The 21,472-nt window shown below is 44.6% G+C and carries 20 protein-coding genes and 1 tRNA gene; 4 read left to right on the top strand and 17 right to left on the bottom strand.

What is annotated here, in order from left to right:
* Positions 1-192 precede the first annotated feature (192 nt).
* The 11 genes from SporoP33_RS13515 to SporoP33_RS13470 form a co-directional block, all read right to left on the bottom strand.
* A complete protein-coding gene (locus SporoP33_RS13515) occupies positions 193-3,273 on the bottom strand; it encodes an efflux RND transporter permease subunit (RefSeq protein WP_081244205.1) in 3,081 nt (1,026 codons plus the stop codon).
* Positions 3,274-3,468: 195 nt separating this feature from the next.
* Positions 3,469-5,043, bottom strand: a complete 1,575-nt coding sequence (locus SporoP33_RS13510) for a peptide chain release factor 3 (protein WP_081244204.1) — start codon at positions 5,041-5,043, stop codon at positions 3,469-3,471.
* A 113-nt stretch (positions 5,044-5,156) separates the two neighbouring features.
* On the bottom strand, positions 5,157-6,647 hold the full coding sequence (locus tag SporoP33_RS13505; RefSeq protein ID WP_081244203.1) for a UDP-N-acetylmuramoyl-L-alanyl-D-glutamate--2,6-diaminopimelate ligase: 1,491 nt from the start codon (positions 6,645-6,647) through the stop codon (positions 5,157-5,159).
* Between the two features lie 483 nt (positions 6,648-7,130).
* On the bottom strand, positions 7,131-8,519 hold the full coding sequence (locus SporoP33_RS13500; RefSeq protein ID WP_369821982.1) for an aldehyde dehydrogenase: 1,389 nt from the start codon (positions 8,517-8,519) through the stop codon (positions 7,131-7,133).
* Positions 8,520-8,615: 96 nt separating this feature from the next.
* Complete coding sequence (locus SporoP33_RS13495) at positions 8,616-10,718, bottom strand: heavy metal translocating P-type ATPase (RefSeq protein WP_081244202.1); 2,103 nt, start codon at positions 10,716-10,718, stop codon at positions 8,616-8,618.
* A 229-nt stretch (positions 10,719-10,947) separates the two neighbouring features.
* Positions 10,948-11,841 (bottom strand): RluA family pseudouridine synthase, encoded by an 894-nt coding sequence (locus SporoP33_RS13490; protein ID WP_081244201.1) that lies wholly within the window; start codon positions 11,839-11,841, stop codon positions 10,948-10,950.
* Between the two features lie 202 nt (positions 11,842-12,043).
* Positions 12,044-12,116, bottom strand: a tRNA-Val gene (locus SporoP33_RS13485).
* 179 nt (positions 12,117-12,295) lie between these two features.
* The gene (locus SporoP33_RS16270) at positions 12,296-12,445 is read right to left on the bottom strand and encodes a hypothetical protein (RefSeq protein ID WP_196796803.1); all 150 of its coding nucleotides are present in this window, start codon (positions 12,443-12,445) and stop codon (positions 12,296-12,298) included.
* Positions 12,446-12,827: 382 nt separating this feature from the next.
* The gene (locus tag SporoP33_RS13480) at positions 12,828-14,864 is read right to left on the bottom strand and encodes a TRAP transporter permease (protein ID WP_081244200.1); all 2,037 of its coding nucleotides are present in this window, start codon (positions 14,862-14,864) and stop codon (positions 12,828-12,830) included.
* Positions 14,854-15,378: a DUF1850 domain-containing protein gene (locus tag SporoP33_RS13475; RefSeq protein ID WP_081244199.1), complete on the bottom strand. Its 525-nt coding sequence runs from the start codon at positions 15,376-15,378 to the stop codon at positions 14,854-14,856. The genes SporoP33_RS13480 and SporoP33_RS13475 overlap by 11 nt, the downstream gene beginning before the upstream one ends.
* A gap of 146 nt (positions 15,379-15,524) precedes the next feature.
* A complete protein-coding gene (locus SporoP33_RS13470) occupies positions 15,525-16,526 on the bottom strand; it encodes a TAXI family TRAP transporter solute-binding subunit (RefSeq protein ID WP_081244198.1) in 1,002 nt (333 codons plus the stop codon).
* A gap of 537 nt (positions 16,527-17,063) precedes the next feature.
* Between SporoP33_RS13470 and SporoP33_RS16515 the strand changes: the two genes are divergently transcribed.
* Positions 17,064-17,189 carry a hypothetical protein gene (locus tag SporoP33_RS16515; protein WP_255363019.1) on the top strand — a complete coding sequence of 42 codons (126 nt, stop codon included), beginning with the start codon at positions 17,064-17,066 and terminating at the stop codon, positions 17,187-17,189.
* Positions 17,190-17,505: 316 nt separating this feature from the next.
* On the opposite strand, the gene SporoP33_RS16145 is transcribed toward SporoP33_RS16515, so the two are convergent.
* From SporoP33_RS16145 to SporoP33_RS13465, 3 genes are all read right to left on the bottom strand, one after another.
* Entirely contained in the window at positions 17,506-17,676 is a 171-nt protein-coding gene (locus SporoP33_RS16145) for a hypothetical protein (RefSeq protein ID WP_155961375.1), read from the bottom strand.
* Between the two features lie 270 nt (positions 17,677-17,946).
* Entirely contained in the window at positions 17,947-18,123 is a 177-nt protein-coding gene (locus SporoP33_RS16140) for a hypothetical protein (protein WP_155961374.1), read from the bottom strand.
* A gap of 109 nt (positions 18,124-18,232) precedes the next feature.
* Positions 18,233-18,784: a phosphatidylglycerophosphatase A family protein gene (locus SporoP33_RS13465; protein ID WP_081244197.1), complete on the bottom strand. Its 552-nt coding sequence runs from the start codon at positions 18,782-18,784 to the stop codon at positions 18,233-18,235.
* Between the two features lie 106 nt (positions 18,785-18,890).
* On the opposite strand from SporoP33_RS13465, the gene SporoP33_RS13460 reads away from it, so the two are divergent.
* The 3 genes from SporoP33_RS13460 to SporoP33_RS13450 all read left to right on the top strand — a co-directional run bounded on the left by SporoP33_RS13460 (position 18,891) and on the right by SporoP33_RS13450 (position 20,674).
* Positions 18,891-19,613: an alpha/beta hydrolase gene (locus SporoP33_RS13460; RefSeq protein ID WP_081244196.1), complete on the top strand. Its 723-nt coding sequence runs from the start codon at positions 18,891-18,893 to the stop codon at positions 19,611-19,613.
* Positions 19,614-19,701: 88 nt separating this feature from the next.
* The gene (locus SporoP33_RS13455; RefSeq protein WP_081244195.1) at positions 19,702-20,217 is read left to right on the top strand and encodes a YjcG family protein; all 516 of its coding nucleotides are present in this window, start codon (positions 19,702-19,704) and stop codon (positions 20,215-20,217) included.
* Between the two features lie 7 nt (positions 20,218-20,224).
* Complete coding sequence (locus SporoP33_RS13450) at positions 20,225-20,674, top strand: GNAT family N-acetyltransferase (protein WP_233190059.1); 450 nt, start codon at positions 20,225-20,227, stop codon at positions 20,672-20,674.
* Positions 20,675-20,724: 50 nt separating this feature from the next.
* On the opposite strand, the gene SporoP33_RS13445 is transcribed toward SporoP33_RS13450, so the two are convergent.
* The 3 genes from SporoP33_RS13445 to SporoP33_RS16590 form a co-directional block, all read right to left on the bottom strand.
* Complete coding sequence (locus tag SporoP33_RS13445) at positions 20,725-21,033, bottom strand: hypothetical protein (protein ID WP_081244193.1); 309 nt, start codon at positions 21,031-21,033, stop codon at positions 20,725-20,727.
* A gap of 80 nt (positions 21,034-21,113) precedes the next feature.
* Positions 21,114-21,368, bottom strand: a complete 255-nt coding sequence (locus tag SporoP33_RS13440) for a stage VI sporulation protein F (RefSeq protein ID WP_081244192.1) — start codon at positions 21,366-21,368, stop codon at positions 21,114-21,116.
* Positions 21,369-21,383: 15 nt separating this feature from the next.
* Complete coding sequence (locus SporoP33_RS16590) at positions 21,384-21,437, bottom strand: YjcZ family sporulation protein (RefSeq protein WP_231293356.1); 54 nt, start codon at positions 21,435-21,437, stop codon at positions 21,384-21,386.
* Positions 21,438-21,472 lie beyond the last annotated feature (35 nt).

Genomic DNA, 21,472 nt, shown 5'->3' with positions numbered 1-21,472 from the left:
GCGTAGCGATGAGCCAGCGCCGCAGTGGAGTTAAAGCCGTTCCGCTTATTTTTAACATCATTATAAACCTTGTACAAAATTCTTTATTGCTATGGCAAATACACTCTACCACCACTATACTTCCGCGCCATGCAATTTATTCTGCTATATGAAAAAAGCCCGCAGCCGGTCGAATCCGGCTGCGGGCCTCTGTTATTCAGTCTTTACTGTAACTTCCTTCGCACTGCGTCGCGTCTCGCGGTCGAATAAGCTGTAAATGACCGGAACAATATACAATGTCAGGAATGTGGAACTGATCAGACCGCCGATTACTGCAATTCCCATCGGCTGATTCAGTTCGGACCCTTCACCCAGGCCGAGTGCCAATGGGAGAAGACCCAGAATGGTTGTGAGGGCAGTCATCAGGATCGGACGCACACGGTCGCGTACAGATGAGATAATCGCATCATACGAGCTGAGTCCCGCTTCTTTCCGCTGATTAATATAATCCACCAGCACAATCCCATTATTGACGACAATCCCTACCAGTATGAGTATACCGATGACCGCTGTGACGCTGACCGGTGTATTCGTGAAGAATAATCCAAGTGATACACCAATGAGCATTAACGGCACGGAAAACATAATAACAAACGGATATTTAAACGATTCAAACTGTGCTGCCATTACGATATAGACCAGTACGACAGCCAGCACAATGGCGAGCAGCATATCATTGATCGCACTCTCAAACAGTTCTCTGTCTCCGCCGTATGAAAGTTCCACTTCGCTCGGCAAGTTCAGATCATCCACGATATCATTCACACGCTTCGTCATGTCGCCCAGTGATTCGCTGGACAGGTACTTGAGTGTGAACGTGATGGAATGTGCCTGATCCACACGGACAATTGAAACCGGTCCTTGCGCAATTTCGACTTTAGCCACGTCTTTTAATTTGACGTAGGTGTCGAGCGGTGTTTTAAATTCCAGTTCTTTTAATTTTTCCACACTGTTTCTGAAACGTTCGTCATAGCCCACATTGATGCCGACTACTTCTCCCGTTTTTTCGAAGACGATTTGTGAAGCGAAGACGCCGCGCGTAACGTCACTGACCGTTTGTGCAATCTGGTAAGGCGCTAAGCCTGCATCTGAAGCCTTCTCGCGGTCAATATCAACCTTCACTTCTTCTACTGTGTCAATTAAGTCATTATCGACTTCTGTCACGGTATCTAATTCACGCAGCTTTTTATCGAGTTTTGTTACAGCTTCTCCTAAACGCTCTTCATTCGTATCGTTTAGAGAGAATGTAAGTGTATTCGGACTAGAGCCGGCCGCAGTCTGCATATTGAAGCTGACTTCCGCATCGTCTCCGATTTCATCAAGCACAATCGGCTGGACTGTATCCACGAATTTAAAAACAGAACGGTCACGGTCATCAAGAGGTACAAGTTTTACATACAATTCTGCCATATTGCTTTCAGAACCGCCTTGCGCCATGCTCTGCTGCGTTCCGCCAACTAAGCTGACATACACTTCTACGTCTTTCTGTTTTTTCAATTCTGCTTCGATTCTTTCTACCACATCATTAGTTGAATCAAGAGAAGCACCGTTTGGCAGCTGTACATTGATGCTGAAAGCACCTTCGTCTGTAGCAGGCAGGAATTCCGTACCTACTTTCAAAATACCGAACGCGCTTCCCGCAAGTAAAACGGTTGTCAGAAGCAATACGAGTATACGGTGTCCTAATGCCCACTTTACTGTCTTTTCAAACGTTTGCTTCTTTTTCACGCGCTGTTTTTTCGCCAAAGCATTTTTATCAGGCGTTTTCAGCATACGGCTTGCAAACATGGGCACGACAGTTAACGCCACAACCAATGAAGCAAATAAACTGAAGGAAATCGTCAAGGCAAATTCTGTGAAAATCTGTCCGATAATCCCTGTAATGAAAATTACGGGAACGAATACTGCTAGTGTTGTCAGGGTAGAAGCAGTGATCGCCCCGCCTACTTCTTTTGAACCATCTTTTGCTGCCTCTGTCGGGGTTTTGCCCATCGCCAAATGCCGTTCGATATTCTCAATGACGACTATCGCGTTATCCACCAGCATCCCGATTCCTAATGCCAAGGCACCAAGTGTCATGATGTTGAGGGAGAAGTCTGCAAAGTACATTAAGACAAATGTGACGATTACAGAATACGGAATGGCGACTCCGATGATAATCGGACTTTTGATTCCGCGCAGGAAAACAAATAATACGAGCATTGCAAACAATCCGCCGAGAATCAGCGACTGCCCTATATTTCCGATCGCAAGCTGCACATAATCGCCTTGGTCAAATATAATATCTGATTCGATGCCTTTATACGCATCTTTCTCCAATAGCTTCTCTAATGACTTTTGGAACTCTTTCGAGACTGTCGCCGTATTTGCACCTGACTCCTGCAATACAGATAACAATACCGCCTGATCATCATTCGCTCTTGTCTCGGTCTGCATTTTCGGTTCCAGCAGCGCAACGTCTGCTACATCGGAGACTTTAATTTTGTCACCTGTCAGCGGATTTACACCTATTTGAATCCCCCGTACATCCGAAATGTTTTGAACGGTGCTGAGAATTCTGGTCGTTAATTTTCTGCCATCCGCGGTATCAATCGGATCACCCGGCATGGATACATTACTCGCCTGAATCATCTGAACTACATCAGACTGTCCTAAACCAAATTCTTTTAATTTATCAGGATCTAATATCACCTGGACGTCTTCAATGATTTTGCCGGATACGTTAACACTTGCTACACCGTCAATACGGCGAAGTTCTTTTTCCAGCTCGTCGGCAATCCTTCGTATATCCGCATCTTTATCGACTGTCCGCAAAGATAGCTGAATCACAGGAAATTGAGATGGATCAAACTTCATGAAGCGCGGCTTATTGGCGCCATCCGGAACCTGTACCTGGTCCATTCGCTGAAGTATATCCATTTGAACATCATCAATGGATGAATCCCAATCAAATTGAAGGAATATCAGATTCGCCCCTTCCTGGGAAGAGGATTGCATCGATTTCAAGCCTGGAGCTGTAGATAAGCTTTCTTCCAAAGGCTTCGTAATCTTCTCGCTCACTTCTGTTGGAGATGCTCCCGGGTAATTCGTAACGACTACCGCAACAGGCGGATTCAAGTCCGGTATAAGCGTTACAGGGATTTTAAAGAAGGAAACCGCACCTAAAATAATGACGAGAAACATGGTGACTAATGTAAATACTGGGCGTTTGACCGAAAAACTACTAATCTTCATTTATCTATTCCTTTCTGTGCGCACCTAATGCCTGTCACATATAACTTTTACATCTTTCCACCATACCACCTGAATACGGTACTTTCATCATACTTTGCTCGAAAACTGCCGAAAACAGCCTATACTTATTCACAATTTCTACAAATAGCCCGGCTGGATTTTAAAATTCCAGCCGGGCCCAAATTCCAAAATGACTTATAATTGATTGTATAGCTGAATATCCGGGAATTTGTCCTGGAACCAGCGCATCGCGAAATCATTTTCAAACAAGAATACTTTTTGATCATAGCGGTCTTTAACAAGCAGCGCCCGCTGTCCGGCCATAGATTCCTTCACATCTTCTTCATTCTCGATCCAGCGTGCCACCTTGGACCCCATTGTTTCCATTTGTACTTCGACATGGTATTCTGCTCTCATCCGGTGTTCAAACACCTCAAATTGAAGCTGGCCGACTGCACCGAGGATGACTTCTTCGGTATGCAGCGTCTTGTAGTACTGAATGGCACCTTCCTGAACAAGCTGTAAAATCCCTTTATGGAACTGCTTTGACTTCATAACGTTTTTAGCTGCCACTCTGACAAACAGCTCAGGCGTAAATTGAGGTAACGCTTCAAATTGGAAATTGGCTTTACCGCCTATGACAGTATCCCCGATTTGATAATTCCCCGTATCATACAGGCCGATGATGTCACCCGCCACTGCCTGGTCTACCGTTTCACGGTCATCTGCCAGGAACTGCGTCGTCTGAGACAACTTAAAATTTTTGGAGAGCCGCGGAACATTCACGGACATCCCCCGTTCAAATTCACCCGAAACGATCCGGACGAAAGCAATCCGGTCCCGGTGTGCAGGATTCATATTGGCCTGAATCTTGAAGATGAAGCCCGAGAACACATCTGATTCCGGATCCACTGCCTCCCCGTCCTTTGTCATTCTTGGCTGAGGTTCAGGAGCGAACTGCAGGAATGTTTCAAGGAATGTCTGCACGCCGAAATTTGTCAGCGCACTGCCGAAGAACACAGGCGTCAGTTCACCTGCAGCAATACGCTCTTCATCGAAATCATTCCCTGCTTCATTCAGCAGCATGACATCTTCAAGTGCCTGCTTATAGTAGGAAGTCTCTGTCATGGAATGTTCTGCGGCAAGTTCTCCTTCTTCGTCGATTGGAAGGAAACGTTCTTTTCCGTCCGGGCGGGCCAATTCCACCCGTTTGTTGAAACGATCATAAATGCCGAGGAATTCTTTCCCCATACCGATCGGCCAATTCATCGCATACGACTGGATCTCCAGTACTTCTTCCAGCTCTTCCATCAGTTCCAGAGGTTCTTTACCTTGCCGGTCCATTTTGTTAATGAATGTAAAAATCGGAATCCCCCGCATTTTACATACTTTAAACAGTTTAATCGTCTGTGGTTCAATCCCTTTTGCCGAGTCGACCATCATAACAGCCGCATCTACTGCCATCAGTGTACGGTAGGTGTCTTCACTGAAGTCTTCGTGTCCGGGTGTATCCAAAATATTGACGCGCTTTCCGGCATAATCAAATTGCAAAACAGAAGAAGTAACCGAAATTCCCCGCTGCTTCTCTATTTCCATCCAGTCAGACGTAGCAAATTTTCCGGTTTTTTTCCCTTTCACTGTTCCCGCATCGCGAATGGCACCGCCAAAGTACAGAAGTTTTTCAGTTATTGTCGTTTTACCGGCATCCGGGTGGGATATAATCGCAAACGTCCGCCGCGAAGTAATTTCATCATGTATATTTTTTTGCATCAATTGTACTCTCCTTTTGTTTACATTTTCTATCATAGAGAGAATGAGGATGCATTTCAATGACTTTCATTGAATTGACTTAAAACTATATGCTCTCAAATCCAGATTATTCTTCAGTTATTAACGGATGTGCCGCCAAACTTTTTTGCTGCTTCATCCAGTGCAATATTCGCATCTGAATGCGGATATTTGGTATTGCCGATAATTTGGAAATTTTCATGGCCTTTTCCTGCAAATATAATGATGTCCCCTGCATTTGCCATCTCTACGGTATGACGGACGGCTTCTTCCCTGTCACCGATGCAGGCGTACTGATCATGCGGCATCGAAGCGCTTAGTTCCGATACAATCGATTCATACGATTCATCACGCGGATCATCTGTAGTGAAGACTACATAATCTGCAGCGGCTGCTTTCTCTCCCATAATCGGCCGCTTCAGCCGGTCCCGGTTGCCGCCTGTTCCAATCAAAAACAGCAATCGGCTTCCTTCCTTTTTTAAAGGCTGAACCGTCGCAATTGCTTTTTCAATTGCATCCGGTGAATGGGCATAATCAATGAAGATAGTCAGCGGCAACGATGTCTCAACTTTTTCCAAACGTCCCTTTACGGTCGATACATTCGCAATGAGCGGTAAAATATCTTGTGTCGCCATGCCTTTTGCATATAATGCCGCGATCGCAGCAAGCGCATTGTACACGTTGAACTCGCCGATCAGCGGCATTGTTACCGGGAACGTCCCATCCGGTGCGTGCAGTTGGAATTTCGTGCAGTTCGGCTGCATGTCAATAGCCGTTGCCTGAAATGAAGATTTCACGTGAATGCCATATGTAAACACAGGAAATGACGTCATCTCCATCATTTTACTGCTCCAAGGATCATCTGCATTCATAATTGCATATTTCTTCTGATCGAGCTGCTGGCCTAATTGGGCAAACAGTAAGCCTTTTGCGGCACTGTAATTTTCCATCGTTTTATGATAATCCAAATGATCATGCGTTAAATTTGTGAAAATCGCGATATCGAATTCTGTTCCTGCAAGCCGTCCCTCCACTAAACCATGTGAAGAAACCTCCATTGTCATCGACTTACAGCCTTCATTCGCTGCCTGCGCAATCATTTGCTGTGTCGTCAGAACATCTGCTGTAGTGTTTTCAGTTTCATATAAAATATCATTTAATTTAAAGCCAATTGTGCCTGACACGGCCGTCTTTTCTCCGGTCTGCCGCAGCATGTCATGAATGATATTGCCGACACTAGTTTTTCCATTGGTCCCTGTCACACCAATCATCTGCATTCGCTTTGACGGGTACTGATAGAACTTGGATGCCAGTAACTCAATCGCTTTTGATGTGTTCTCAACATAAACGACTGCTGCCCGCTCCTCATCTGCCATAATCGGTTCGGAGGCTACAATTACGCGTGCACCGCTCAAAAGAGCATCCTTGACGAATTGATGGCCATTGACGGTATATCCTTTCAAACAGACAAACAAACCGCCATCCTGAACTGCTCTTGAATCCACTGCCACATCAGTTACATATTCAGGAACTGTTCCTTTTATTGTTTTTACCGGAAGTACAGATAATAACTCCTTAGTATTCATGTGATTTCCTCCAATAGGTTGGTAAATAACCCTGCTCATTATAACAAATAAACGAACTTTTCTTCAAAAGAATTGTGATGATAGATAGTTGAAGTATTATATAAATAATCAATTACTACCATCATACGCTCATTTTCTATTCACATCCAGCTAAGATCCTCTCACACGGTTTAATGATCGGAGTGCTGTAAGTTGTCGTCAGAACTACCTCCCCGCCGTCTGCTTTTCAAATTCTCTGGACTTATTTTTCATGCAGCCGCAAGAGGCAATCTCTGTTTTCAACTTAGCAATTACAGTCATAACGTGCAATCCGGCATTTGAAAGATTATGCGGCTGGACACTGGTAAAATGCATTGGTAAGTCTATTCCTTTTTATCTTGAGATGAGATAAGTAAGAGAACAAAAAAATTCGCGGCATACAAAGGCACTCTGAAGACAGAAAGTCTGCAGAGCGCCTGGACCAAACTTTGGATTCAGTTACCTTTAACGGATGAAACGCTTTACTAAGGGCAATTTCCCTTTATAAGGAGGATAAGCAATCGGCATCGTCACGGCTGTACTTTTCTTCATCATCGATTTGGAATGCGTGAACGTCTCAAAACTTGCTTTGCCGTGATATTGATTCATGCCGGAAGAACCTACCCCTCCAAACGGCAGATGGATATTCGCCACGTGCGAAATCGTATCATTGATACACCCGCCGCCAAATGGCAGAGACTCAATAAAGTGGTCCGCCGCTTCATCACTTTCTGTGAAGAAGTACGCGGCAAGCGGTTTAGGCAGCAAGCTGATTTGCTGAATGGCAACACCTAAATTATCATACGGGAGGACCGGCAGAATCGGCCCGAACAGCTCATCCTGCATGCTGGCACAATTCCAGTCCGGCAGCGCTAAAATAGTCGGCTCAATGTACTTATCCGCTGCATCGGTCTTTCCGCCTTGTACGATATACAGCTGATCTTCATCCAGAATAGCCGCCAGTCGTTCGAAATGGCGATCTGCGATAATCCGGCCGTAATCGGAGCTTTTTTGAGCGTCTTTACCATAAAAACGATGAATCGCACTTTTCATTTCTTCCAGCAATTCATTGTAAATGGAAACATCCACTAACACATAATCCGGTGCTACGCATGTTTGCCCCGCATTCATGTATTTGCCCCAGACAATTTTTTCCGCTGCTTTTTTTATATCCGCAGTGTGGTCGACAACAGCCGGACTCTTTCCGCCGAGTTCAAGCGTCAGCGGAGTCAGCCTTTCCGCGCAGGCTCTCATAACAATTTTCCCTACTTTTGCACTCCCTGTAAAGAACACATAATCAAACGGCGCTTCCAATAATAACTGCGTCTCTTCTTTACGGCCGTGCACGACGGTTACATAATCTGACGGATATATATTCTTTATCATCTTATCTATCACTTCCGCTGTATGCGGTGCATCCTCTGATGGTTTCAGCACTGCACAGTTGCCCGCTGCAATAGCTCCTACCAACGGATCAAGCAATAGCTGGAAAGGGTAATTGAAGGGTCCGATAATTAATACACTTCCATATGGTTCTCTGACAATAAAACTTGTCGCCGGCTGCAGATGAAGCGGCGTCTTTACTCTTTCGGGAGCAGACCATTCATCCAGATGATTGATCGCATGGGTAATACTTGATAAAACGAAGCCTACTTCCGATACATACGCTTCGAATGGATGTTTATGCAAGTCCTTATGCAACGCAGCCATAATTTCTTTCTCATGACGTTGAATCGCTTTATAAAGCTTTTCGAGCATCGTCTTTCGGAATGACATGCTTCTTGTCACACCCGACACATAATAATGTTTTTGTTTATTCATAATCATTTCAAGCTCAAGACCGGTCATTCCCACTTCATCCACACTCCCCTTGTTCGTTCTTACTTAGTAGTCTACCATTTTATTTTATAAAAAAAACTCCAGACGCTGAATTCGTCTGAAGTTTCTGTTTTATCCTCTATTTCGCAGCAGCCGCAGTGAATTTAATACTACAATGACCGTTGCGCCCATATCTGCCATGACAGCCATCCACAGCGTCAGCCAGCCTGGAATAATAAGCAGCAATGCAATAATTTTCAATCCGAGTGCAATGGAAATGTTCTGCAGAATGATTTGTTTAGTTCGTGAACTCAGTCTGATCGTATACGGAAGTTTCTCCAGGTCATCTGCCATCAGTGCAATATCTGCTGTTTCCAGCGCCGTATCCGTACCCGCGCCGCCCATCGCAATTCCGATATTCGCTGTGGCCAATGCCGGGGCATCGTTCACGCCGTCTCCCACCATCGCAACTTTACCCGATTGACTTAATGATTTAATCATCTCAACCTTTTGCTCCGGCAGTAATTCCGCTTTCACTTCAGACAGCCCCAGCTGCGCACCGATTGCAGCAGCTGTCGTTTCGTTATCGCCTGTCAGCATGACCGTTTTCTTGCCCATTTCATGAAGCTTTTGAATAACAGATAAGCTGCTTCCCCGAACTTGATCCGCTACAGCAATCATTCCGTCAAGACCTGCTTCAGACCAAACAAGCATGACTGTTTTCCCTTGTTTCTGCAAAGTCAGAATCTGCTGTTCCACGCCGTCATCCGTCATATTCATTTCTCTGAATAAATTCGGACTCCCGACATATACTGTACGCTGTTCGATATTCGCCTTCGCACCTTTGCCTGTGATGGACTGGAATTGGTCCACTTCGTGCAATGGAGCCGGCAATTTCTCGGCAGCCCGCATAATGGATGTTGCCAGCGGATGCTGAGAAAATTTTTCAATGGAAGCCGCAATACGCAACAGCTCGTCTTTTGTTAACTTCGAGACCGCAATTACATCTGTAACTTCGGGACGGCCTTCTGTCAATGTACCCGTCTTGTCGAATGCTACTACGTTAATCTGGCCGGTTTCTTCCAAATGAATACCGCCTTTGATCAGGACACCATTACGTGCCGCATTCCCGATGGCAGTGACAATTGCAATTGGGGTTGAAATCACTAGCGCACACGGACAACCCACAACTAATACGACAAGCCCTTTGTAGAACCATTCACCCCATAGGCCTCCCATTGTGAGCGGAGGAATAATCATGATCAGGACAGCAATCGCAAGAATAGCAGGTGTATAGTATTTGGCAAAACGATCGACAAATTGCTGGGTAGGCGCTTTTTCTGCCTGTGCCTCTTCCACTAAATGAATAATTTTCGCGATCGTTGTATCTTCCGCAAGTTTTGTCACCCGAACTTGCATTACACCTTCTTCATTTAACGTACCGGCAAACACTTCATCTCCGGTCACTTTATGAACAGGCACTGATTCTCCAGTGATTGCCGCCTGGTTAACGGATGAATCGCCTTGGATGACTTCCCCGTCCATCGCGATCTTTTGGCCCGGCTTGATCAAAATGACATCATTAATACGCAGATCTTCCACGTCTACCTCGAATTCATTGCCTCCGCGAAGGACGGTCGCTGTCGTCGGTGCGATTTCAATTAATGATGTTATGGAATTCCGCGCTTTGTCGATGGAGTAGCTTTCCAGTGCCTCACTGACAGAAAACAGAAAGACGACTACAGCCCCTTCTGCCCAGTCGCCAATCAATGCTGCACCAATGACCGCAATCGTCATAAGCGTGGACATATCAAATTCCAGTCTGATGAGATTGGTCAGCCCTTCTTTCAGCAGACTGTAGCCGCCAATTACAATCGCAGCCAGAAATAATCCGATCGACAGCCAGTTATTATCACCATTCGCGGCGGATACTGCATATCCTGCCAGTAATAATATCAACGAAGCGATTGTCGTTTGGTTTTCGCGCTTTTTCCAGAAAGGCTGGTGCTGTTTGATCACTCGCTGTTTTTCAGGAAAGACTTTGATGCCATCAAATGCACCAGCTTCTTCCAATTGCAAAATGGACGCATCCCCTGCAACTGTCAGTTTGGATGCGCCAAAGTTCAATTGGACATCTTCCACAGAATCAATCTGCCGAATGTTTTTCTCGAATTTGGCGGCACAACTTGTGCATGAAAGTCCCTGCAAACGATAGACGTTTTTCTCAGAAGCCATGTTATCAGTCCCTTCAAAAGTTCATTCTTTTCTATTCATATCTTCATTCAATTGTTCATTTGATTGATTGCTTTCAGTATATGCAAAGTAAGGTATTTTGTCAATTTACACACTCAAACGGCGGTTTGAATGTAACGCATAAAAAAACAATCCCCGGATCGCATCCAGCAGGATTGTTTATAAAAATATACAGCTGTAAAAAGATTATCGCACAAGCCGTTTAATTTCATTATAAAGATCGCATAATAAAAGCCTTCGGCACTTCTGCTTCAAAGCGCACCAATTCTCCTGTGCGGGGATGCAAGAACGATAAAGCAGTTGCATGCAAACCTAATCTGCGGAGCGGATTAGTCACGGAACCGTATTTTTTATCCCCAACAACAGGATGTCCCAGCTCCTCCATATGTACACGAATCTGGTTTTTGCGACCAGTTTCAAGCAGGACTTCCAGCAATGAGTATTCTTTGTTTGCCTGCAGTCTTCTATATTGTGTAACAGCGTGCTGCCCGCCGTTATCTGTCGGACTTGAATATACTTTAAATGCACTGTTTTCAGTCAGCCAAGAACTGATTGTTCCCAATGCGTTTCTCACTTTCCCTTCGACAAGCGCTGTATACATTCGTTCTTTCACGGAGTCGTTCCATGTCTTCTGCAGCGCTTGCTGCGTTTCTTCATTTTTAGCAAACATCATCACACCTGATGTATCCCGGTCCAATCTATGTACTACAAAAATTCTGTTTTCGGGGTGATTTCTCCGTACGTAGTCCGTTACTTGCCGGTAGGCGGTCATATCTTTTTCTTTTGCAGAAGCAACAGACAGGATACCTGCATCTTTATTGATCACAATCAGATCTTCATCTTCATGCAAAATCGTTACACCCGTCATCTTAGAAATATTTCTGGCGGTCTGATTACTTTGTATTTCAACCTTCTGACCTGGCTGTAAAGAGTAATTATGCTGTGTGGTCGTTTGGCCGTCCACTGCTACTTGTCCGCGTGTCAAAATGGACTTCACCGAATTTCGGCTGTTTTTAGAAAGCATTTTCAATAAAAACGGCAGTAGCTCCGTCTGCTCATGCACCGTATATACTGCCGCACCGAATGGCTTTTGTTTTCTTTTCATTTATAGTTGCCCCCATTGAACTGATGTAGTTGAATTATCATTAAAAGCTTGCAGATATATGTTTGTTACAACGATTTTCACATAATCGGCTGCTGCATTTCAATCCAAGACATAAAAAAACAGCCCCTAGACATTCGGTCTAATAGGACTGTTATTGTTATAAACCGTGTTCCGACGGTAAATAACTTAGGTTTGGCACCTATGACTCCGACTGGGCTCGAACCAGCGACCTCCACCCTGTCAAGGTGGCGCTCTCCCAGCTGAGCTACGGAATCGAAAATACTAGGATGTGCACAATAAGCAGTTACGCTCTCAAGCACAAATACTATAATAGCATCATCTCGCCCTATTGTAAACAAAGAAATTAAAAATCGATAATTTTTCTATTCCGTCAGAAAAATTACCGATTTTTATGGATATACGTTACATTGTTCAGAGGATATTCTCCTTTCAATTACTGCATTGGATTCGCATTTTCTTCCATCGGTTCATTTTCAAAATATAAAAACTCCTCATGATCCAGCTCATTCATTCTTTCTTTATTGAAGCCATGTGCCAAGTGACCTTCAAAAACAGTTTCCCACCAAGTGTCTTGTGTATTCATTTTATCTCTCTCCTTTTGGTTTGATTGGTTTCTGTACCGATCTGTATATTTTGGCTGTTGTGATTGATTTGCTTATATGTAGTATATACATAACTGACAGTGGCAAAACTGCGCAATTAGTCCAAAAATGATTCATTCTTTTCTAGACCTTTGACTTCTTGACTTTCCTGTAATTCTGTGAAATGAAAATACCTTTTTAGCGATAAAACCAAGTAAATACTAGACTCTTCATCTATTGAAGATGTACATGCACTCTAGTTCTTTTTTATCAATCAATCTAGTGTTTATGACAGGCAAATTGAAAAACAGAAACTTTGAACAGCCGGACAATAAAAAACGGCATGTCTGCTCGCAATATGAGCAGACATGCCGTTTTATTTTTTTAATTTGAAGCCAGTTTTGGCGGATTGTTTTTTCTGTTCCCCATAAACTGAAATGCTAGTAAGATAACGAATAGCACTAAGCCGATAACGTCGGTCAGGGTTTCCGGGTAAATCAGCATCATTCCTGTGGCAATCGTTACGATTCGCATAATCCAGTTTAATTTACTGTACCAATAACCAATCAATCCTGCGCCAATCGCGATCATCCCGACAATTGCGGTCATGGTGACCCATATAATCTCCGTCACGCTTGAATCCAGCATCAGCATTGCGGGATTGAAAACAAACATATACGGAATGATAAAGGCCGCAATCGCGAGTTTTGCAGAAGTAACACCGGTCTTGATTGGATCTCCGCCTGAAATACCCGAAGCTGCAAAAGCAGCCAGCGCAACAGGCGGCGTGATATCTGCGATAATACCGAAATAGAAAACAAATAAGTGTGCAGATACTGCCACTACAATCGGCACAGCTGCACCTGCAGGCTCACCCAGCATCAGCAGCGTAATAATGGCTGGCGCTGCGATTGTAGAAGTGATCACGTAGTTTGCAGTCGTTGGAGAACCCATCCCCAAAACGATTGCTGCAAACATTGTGAAAATCAGTGTCAGTAAAATATTACCGCCTGCTGCTGAGATCAGACCTGTTGCCAAACTTAGCCCGAGTCCAGTTTTCACTACCACACCAACAATGATACCCGCACAGGCCGTCGCTGCCGCAACAGCCAATGCTGTCCGCGCACCGTCAACCAGCGCATCGATCATATCACGAAGACCGATTCTTGTTTCTTTACTGATCGCACTCACTACAATCGTCAGTACAATACCGAGCAGCGCAGCTTTCATCGTTGGAATACCCGCTAATAAGAACACGATAATTCCTGCAATCGGCAGCAGTAAATAAATCTTTTTCAGCGTCTCTTTACGGTTCGGAATTTGTGATGCATCCATCCCTTGCAAGCCTACGCGCTTTGCTTCAAAATGGGTCATAATCCAAATTCCCGTGAAGTACAGCAGCGCAGGAATAGCCGCAGCTTTGGCTATTTCCCAATACGTTACCCCGCCAATGAACTCAACCATCAGAAACGCAGCCGCGCCCATAATCGGCGGCATAATCTGCCCGCCTGTAGAAGCTGCTGCTTCTACTCCGCCAGCGAACTCTTTACGATAACCCAGTTTTTTCATCATTGGAATCGTATATGAACCCGAACCTACTACGTTAGCGACAGAACTTCCAGAAATCGTACCTTGCAGCGCACTTGAGAAAATAGCAACTTTCGCCGGTCCGCCGGTTAAACGGCCTGCAAGTACTACTGCCAGGTCATTAAAGTAAGTGCCGACGCCCGTTTTTACCAAAAATGCTCCAAACAGCAGGAAGACGAATATGAAGGTGGCCGATACGCTGATCGGTGTACCGAGAATCCCGTCTGTCGTAAAGAACATTAATTGAACGAGATTTTCCACACTTTGCCCGCGGTGTGCGAGGAATCCGGGAAAATACGGTCCAAAGAACGCATAAACCAAGAACACGATTGAAATAATTGTAATTGGCAGTCCCACCGCACGTCTCGCCGCTTCAAGCGTTAACAGAACAGCTAAGATACCAATCACTAAATCAATATCAGATACACGTCCCACACGAAATACCAGTTCATCAATGAACAGCGGCCAATACAAACCGACCGCTACTGCCAATAACGATAAAATAATATCGTAAAACGGCACCTTGTCGCGGCGCACACCAATTTTCTTTCTGGCAGGAAACAGTAAAAAAATGAGCGATAAGGCAAACCCTAAGTGAATGGAACGTTGGATTTGCGCTGTAAACGGTTTACCAATCGCAGTGTATAATTGGAAAATAGAAAATGCCAGTAAGCCAAAAAACACAATTTTACTGAGCAGACCCTTCAAGTCCCGTGTATTGGATTCAGGGTCGTATTTTTGAAGAATTTCGAGTTGCTCCTGTTCAGAAAGCGTACCCATTTCTTCGTCTGAGATGGGGGAATTATTTTTTTCCCGTTCTTTGTTAGTTTCCATCTACTCTAGCTCCTTTCAACAACTCATAATTTGATACCTTGGCCACATAAAATTCATAGGAATGACCTTTTTGAAGAAATTCTTTCAGATGATAATCTTTTTGCTGATATCGCAAAGACAGATCGGCATTTACTCTTCCTACATAAAGAACAAACGAGTCGATCACGCGGTTTTCGAATGTAAGCGTATAAACACCATCTTCCACTTGCAGCGTTTCGCCCTCTTCTGCGTAACCCGGCAATCCGATAGCTACGTCTTCATACTGCATACATTCGAAACGGAGCTTTTCATTTTCAGTAATGAGATATTGTTCCTTCACATTGGATAAGTGTATCGAATGAATATAGTTAATTTGAAAATGCCGGTCTTCACGCAATGGAAGGTAATATACTTCGTGCTGTTCGCTCCGAACTTCCTCAAGTACGATCATTTGCCTGTATGGATAAAACAATGCGATCAGCAACACAATTCCTGTCAGAACAATCGGCAGCAGAACGAATCTACGTAATTTCATCCGCTTATCCCTTTCTGTTACTCTCTCATCAGTAGTCGTAATAGTATATGAATTGCGCCAATTTCACGCAAAAATCAAGAACGGGACGGCCAAAGCTTTCGCTTCACCGTCCCCTCTGATCATGTCAAAAAAAACATTCTTGCCAATTAGTTTACTTCATCAAAGTATTTCTGCGCACCCGGGTGAACAGGAATACCAATACCGTTCAAGCCGCTCTCCGCTTTAATCAAAGCGCCTTTAGCATGCTGGATTTTTGAAGCATTTTCATAAATTGCTTTTGTAATCTGGTAACCAAGCTCTTCAGAAATATCATTTTGCATAACGAGCATTGCACCTACTGATACCGCAGGAGTATCCTCCTTAGAACCATATGTTCCGGCAGGGATGATTTCTTTTGCATAGTATGGATATTTCTCGATTAATTCGTCAGCTTTTTCATCTTCAACCGGAACAATGAATACTTCCGCAACAGCGTTCAGACCTTCAACAGCACCTGTTGGAGTTCCAGCTGTAATGAATGCAGCGTCGATTTGTCCAGCCTGAAGACTTTCTTGTGATTCACCAAAATCCAAGTTTTGCGGTTTGATATCGCTCATAGATAAACCGTGGATTTCAAGCAGTTGCTCAGCATTTGCATATGTTCCAGAACCTGGTGCGCCTACTGATACACTTTTGCCTTTCAAGTCTTCAAACGTTTTAATTTTGTTTTTCTTCAATGTAACCAATTGAACTGTTTCCGGGTAAAGTGAACCGACTGCAGATACTTCGTCAATTACTTCTCCGTCAAACATCATTTCACCTTTCGATGCGTAATAAGCGATGTCTGTTTGCACGAATGCGATATGAGCGTCTCCATCTTTAAGTGCCGTCATGTTCGCAGCAGATGCCTGAGATACCTCAGCAGTTGTTTTAATGCCAGTTTCCTGGGTGATGAATTCAGCAAATGAACCGCCTAATGGATAATAAGTTCCTTGTGTTCCCCCAGTCAGCAAGCTCAAAAACTTGTAGTCTTGCTCTGTCTTGCCTTCGTCTTTGTTTCCGTCTGCAGCTTTATCTCCGTCTGCTTTTTCATCGTTACCGCAAGCTGCGAGTACAAGAAGTGCAAGCATGGAAATCAGCGCCAACAGGCGAAGTGAGTTTTTCTTCATGTGACAATCTCCCCTTTTCTATTTGTAGTCATACACATTTTCATTCTACCATGAAAGCGCTTTACCTTGTCAATATTTTATGATCATTTTGTTCTAGTTGATAAATTAGGAGATTAGGAGAGGATGGCAGGCAGCAATGGGCTGAGGTATGATCTATTATTTTATTGCCCAGCGGCGCTTTTTGGATAGCGAGGGGAATTAGGGGTAAGTCTTTTTTAATGGGGTGTTGGGGCGTTGCTCGACTGATTGTTGGGGATTGAAGTTAGAAGGTGTCCGTTTTTAGGACCCGCGCCGGCACGTGGGGGATTGCCTTTCGTCATGAGCCAGCTGGCGATAGTGCGCGCCAACTGTCTCATGACTTCGGCCGACCCCGCAGTTGTGCCTGCGCTGCTGAGTGGAGGCAATCCAAGTACTCTTTTAAACAGAGAAGAAGTTCGGTAACTGCTAGACGACTGGCGTGTGCTTTGGGGCAAAAGACGTGTCATATTTGCTTCCCCCTAACTGAACGGAGGCGCCTTCCAAGCGGTGGGCGTAGCGATGAGACAGCCAGGCGATCTTCCTGTCTGGCTCATTGCGGAAGCCATCCGCAAGCGCCGCAGTGAGTTCAATGCCGTTCTGGCTCTGTTGTTGGAATCGTTGCTCGACTTTTTGTTGGAGATTTGAGTTAGCGAGTGTCCGCCGTTAAGACCCGCGCCGGCACGTGGGGGATTGCCTTTCGTCATGAGCCAGCTGGCGATAGTGCGCGCCAACTGTCTCATGACTTCGGCCGACCCCGCAGTTGTGCCTGCGCTGCTGTGTGGAAGCTATTCATGTACTCTTTTAAAAGAGAAGAAGTGCAGTACGCAGCCGTCCGCAAGCGCCCGAGTGAGTTCAATGCTGTTTTGGCTCTAGTGTTGGGATCGTTGCTCGACTCGTTATTGGATGTTGAAGTTAGCAAGTGCCAGTTTTTAGGACCCGCGCCGGCACGTGGGGGATTGCCTTACGTCATGAGCCAGCTGGCGGTAGTTCGTGCCAGTTGTCTCATGACTTCGGCCGACCCCGCAGTTGTGCCAGCGCTGCTGAGTGGAAGCAAGTCAGGTTGTTGTTTAAAAGAGATGAAGTGCAGTGACTCGCTGCCGACGGGGGTATGCTTAGGCAAATGAAGTGTCATACTTGCTTCCTCCTAACTAAACGGAGGCGCCTTACAAGCGGTCGGCGAAGTGATGAGACTGACAGGCGGTCTTCCTGTCTGGCTCATTGCGTAGCCATCCGCCAGCGCCGCAGTGAGTCCAAAACCGTTTCGCTTCTATTTTTATAATGATGTCAACTTGTGGAAACCAGTTAGGATGCAAAAGAGCTGAACGCGGTCTGCCCTGCAATTCTCTATCTCATTTCAAAAACCAGAAGCCAATGTGACTATCCCTCACTGAACGGAGGCGCCTTACAAGCAGTAGGCGTAGTGACGAGACTGACAGGCGATTTTCCTGTCTGGCTCATTGCGGAAGCCATCCGCCAGTGCCGCAGTGGCTTCAATGACGTTACCTTCTCTCTTCACGATGACGGCAACCCGCGTAATCCAGTCATGATTCACAAGGGCTGAACGCCCTCTGTTTAGCACTTCCCTGTTCCCCTTGCAAAAAAGCGGCCGCATTGGGTTCATAGACGGATGCACCGGACATAAAAAAGACTGCCGCTAGTTATGATCTAGGGCAGTCCCGCTTCGTTCATCAGCTCTTACCATTTTGCACATCTTCAAACGTCAGGCCCGCCTCTTGCAAATCGCGCGTTCTGTGGGCAATTCTGGACGCTGCACACGCCGCGACACTCGCTACGAGATCATCAAGGAACGTGTGGATCCCGATTCCCTTTTTCGTATCCAGGTCGTTAATAATGCCAATTTTGTTCTTATCCAAGTGACCGAACGTCGTAACCGCAATCGAGCCATATGTGTACACTGCGCCTAATGCGATCGTTTCATCCACTCCGAATAACCCCTCGTCCGATTCGACAATTTGCTGAAGCGGTGCTGACAGCTGGCCTCTTTCTGCGATTTCATCCAATTCCACTCCGACTAAAATTGCGTGCTGCAGTTCGCGTTTGCGCAGTACGCTTTCTACTGAATCCACACATTGTTCAAGTGACAGCCCCTTATTATAAGGAACTTGCATTTCATAAACGATTTTTGCAATATCTTCAATTTTAACCCCTCGGCGCAACAGCGCATCTTTTGTTGCAGCTGTTACCACGTCTGAATGAACAATTTTTTTACCTGCTACCATATTATTTCTCCTCTCTCTTCATATCCAATAGTCTTCACTGGCTTTACACTGTTAATTATCGGTATGATAATTATTAAGTGTACATTAATTATGGAGGTCCTACAAAATGAATCCAGGAAAAATCGAAGAAATCCGTTTTTACAGCAAAGAGTTACAGGAGGAAATGGAGCTGCTGATTTACTTGCCCTCCAGCTACTCTCCTTTATACAAACATAACGTCATGCTCGTTTCCGACGGCAAGGATTATTTCCAGCTTGGCCGAATCGGCAGGGTTGCCGATGAATTAATGGAAGAGGAAATCATTGAACCGGTGATTATCGTAGGAATTCCATACAAAACTGTAAAGGAACGCCGGCGCATGTATCATCCCGAAGGCGACCGCCATCAAGCGTATATCCGCTTTTTAGCACATGAGTTAATCCAGTATATTGATGAAACCTATCCAACATACCAAATGGGTGCTTCACGAACCCTGATTGGTGACTCTTTGGCTGCGTCAATTTCATTATTAACAGCATTAAAATATCCAAATTGCTTTGGAAATGTTGTTCTGCATTCTCCGTTCGTCAACGAACATGTGCTTGAATCTGTTCGTGCCAATCAAAATCCTGCCGCGCTGTCTATTTATCATGTCATCGGGAAAGAAGAAACATACGTCCCGACGACTTCTGACGGCAGACTTGATTTTCTGACTCCTAACCGTGAACTGCACAAAGTCATTAAAGAAAAAGGATTCCCTTTCTTCTATGAAGAACTTAACGGCGACCATACATGGAAGTCCTGGCAGCCGGATATCCGCCGGGCACTGATTGAAATTAATAGCCTTTAGTAATAGAAGAGGACAAACGTGGCTGTTTTCTGATATACTTGAGTAGATGCACAGTAAATTCAATCAATTCACAAGGAGGCAATCTTAAATGAAATACGGTATTGTTGCATTCCCTTCAAAAAAACTTCAGGATTTGGCAAATGGCTATCGCATGAGATATGATCCGCATTATGCGCTGATCACTCCGCACATGACGCTGAAAGATCCTTTCGAAGCGAATGATAAGGAAATTGAGGAAGTAGCAAAAGCGTTAAGAGAAATTACGATCAAGAACAGCCCTTTTGAGTTGAAAGTTACAAAAGTCGGCTCATTCGCGCCGACTACGAATACGATTTACTTTAAAGTTGTGCCAAATGATGAAATTCTTGCTTTACACAAAGATTTAAATGCCGATTTTTACCATGATTCTACTAACTATTCATTTGTACCGCATGTGACGATTGCACAGAAACTGACTTCCATTGAGCATGATGATGTGATCAACCAAATGAAAATGGTTGGCGTTGATCATTCTGAGATCATCGACCGTATCCATTTACTTTATCAGCTTGAAGATGGATCGTGGACAGTTTACGAAACATTCCGTCTTGACCGGGAGTCCTGATTTGCAGATCACAGTGAAGATTGTATCAGATGAAAAGGGACGGCAGGATGCCTACACTGTCCGCAAGAAAGTATTTGTGGAAGAGCAGGGCGTCCCACTGGTTCTGGAATTGGATGAATACGATCAGGACGCCATCCACTTCGTCGTATACGATGAAGATCATCAGCCGATCGGTGCGGGCCGCATGAGAGGGCTCGTTAATGCCCATGCAAAAATCGAAAGAATTTGTATTTTGCAGGAGCACCGCGGGAAACATCTGGGCAGTTTGATTATGAATACGTTAGAAGATCATGCCAAAAAGAATTCGATGAAGAAACTTATTTTGAATGCGCAATCCTACGCTGTGCCTTTTTATGAGAAACTGGGCTACGTCGTCACATCGCCCGAGTTCATGGATGCGGATATTCCGCACCGTGCGATGGAAAAGGTGTTACCGGCGGATTGTCACATTAAATAAAATATCCCTGACAACTGATGATCAGCTGTCAGGGATATTTTTTAGATTTGTCATACATAAGCGTTAATTGCCTGGCCTTTACCTACGACGTTTGCAATTTCAGGTGAGAGCTGTGCCGGATTCGGAGCGATAAATCCTTTTTTTACTAAAGGTTGAGGTGCACGTTTCTTCTGTTGCTGCAGTTGCTCCTCACGACGTCTGTCTTCCTCTTCCAAGACATCTTCCCAGTAGCTTGATTCCTCATTATTCAGACGTACAGGATGTACACGGCCAATGTAAGCAAAGTTATGACGGTCATTATTCATGCGCTCTGCATATTGCTGCGCCTGATAATTTTGAATCGGTAATATATATCCCATGATGTGCACCTCCTTTTATATTTCTTCACTTTTACTATATCCACTCTATAACACAATTAAACCTCATTTAGAAAATTATTTTAATTGCCGCCAAGTAATTTGGTAATGTCATTCAGATTTAATCCTTTGCCGCTCTGAAGGATAGAGTTGACCAATTCATCTTCCAACGGCTGCGGAACATCTTTCTTTGCCACCTGGCTGACTTTCTGAATAATTTTCCTGACTTGTTTTTCATCTTTAAAATCGGCAAACTGAATAGCATTTGCTAATGCAAAGACTTCTTCCATTGGGACACCTGTTTTGGATTCTATTTTTCGAAAGAATGAATCATTCATATTAGGCTCTCCTCCTTAGAAATAGCTTCTGCCTACAATAATGAGTAGGATAAACAGAACTACGATCAAGACGAATGAAGAACCGCAATATCTTCCACCATATC

Origin of the sequence: Sporosarcina sp. P33 (genome assembly GCF_002077155.1) — a bacterium.
Classification (GTDB): Bacteria; Bacillota; Bacilli; order Bacillales_A; family Planococcaceae; genus Sporosarcina.
Note: the sequence above shows the minus strand (reverse complement) of the source record. Positions and strands in the feature narration are given on the sequence as shown.

Bases quoted from the DNA above. Each gene is read 5' to 3' on its own strand.
- SporoP33_RS13515 (WP_081244205.1), bottom strand. From the start codon at position 3,273: ATGAAGATTAGTAGTTTTTCGGTCAAACGCCCAGTATTTACATTAGTC.
- SporoP33_RS13510 (WP_081244204.1), bottom strand. From the start codon at position 5,043: ATGCAAAAAAATATACATGATGAAATTACTTCGCGGCGGACGTTTGCG.
- SporoP33_RS13505 (WP_081244203.1), bottom strand. From the start codon at position 6,647: ATGAATACTAAGGAGTTATTATCTGTACTTCCGGTAAAAACAATAAAA.
- SporoP33_RS13495 (WP_081244202.1), bottom strand. From the start codon at position 10,718: ATGGCTTCTGAGAAAAACGTCTATCGTTTGCAGGGACTTTCATGCACA.
- SporoP33_RS13490 (WP_081244201.1), bottom strand. From the start codon at position 11,841: ATGAAAAGAAAACAAAAGCCATTCGGTGCGGCAGTATATACGGTGCAT.
- SporoP33_RS16270 (WP_196796803.1), bottom strand. From the start codon at position 12,445: ATGAATACACAAGACACTTGGTGGGAAACTGTTTTTGAAGGTCACTTG.
- SporoP33_RS13480 (WP_081244200.1), bottom strand. From the start codon at position 14,864: ATGGAAACTAACAAAGAACGGGAAAAAAATAATTCCCCCATCTCAGAC.
- SporoP33_RS13475 (WP_081244199.1), bottom strand. From the start codon at position 15,378: ATGAAATTACGTAGATTCGTTCTGCTGCCGATTGTTCTGACAGGAATT.
- SporoP33_RS13470 (WP_081244198.1), bottom strand. From the start codon at position 16,526: ATGAAGAAAAACTCACTTCGCCTGTTGGCGCTGATTTCCATGCTTGCA.
- SporoP33_RS16515 (WP_255363019.1), top strand. From the start codon at position 17,064: ATGAGACAGCCAGGCGATCTTCCTGTCTGGCTCATTGCGGAAGCCATC.
- SporoP33_RS16145 (WP_155961375.1), bottom strand. From the start codon at position 17,676: ATGACACTTCATTTGCCTAAGCATACCCCCGTCGGCAGCGAGTCACTG.
- SporoP33_RS13465 (WP_081244197.1), bottom strand. From the start codon at position 18,784: ATGGTAGCAGGTAAAAAAATTGTTCATTCAGACGTGGTAACAGCTGCA.
- SporoP33_RS13460 (WP_081244196.1), top strand. From the start codon at position 18,891: ATGAATCCAGGAAAAATCGAAGAAATCCGTTTTTACAGCAAAGAGTTA.
- SporoP33_RS13455 (WP_081244195.1), top strand. From the start codon at position 19,702: ATGAAATACGGTATTGTTGCATTCCCTTCAAAAAAACTTCAGGATTTG.
- SporoP33_RS13445 (WP_081244193.1), bottom strand. From the start codon at position 21,033: ATGGGATATATATTACCGATTCAAAATTATCAGGCGCAGCAATATGCA.
- SporoP33_RS13440 (WP_081244192.1), bottom strand. From the start codon at position 21,368: ATGAATGATTCATTCTTTCGAAAAATAGAATCCAAAACAGGTGTCCCA.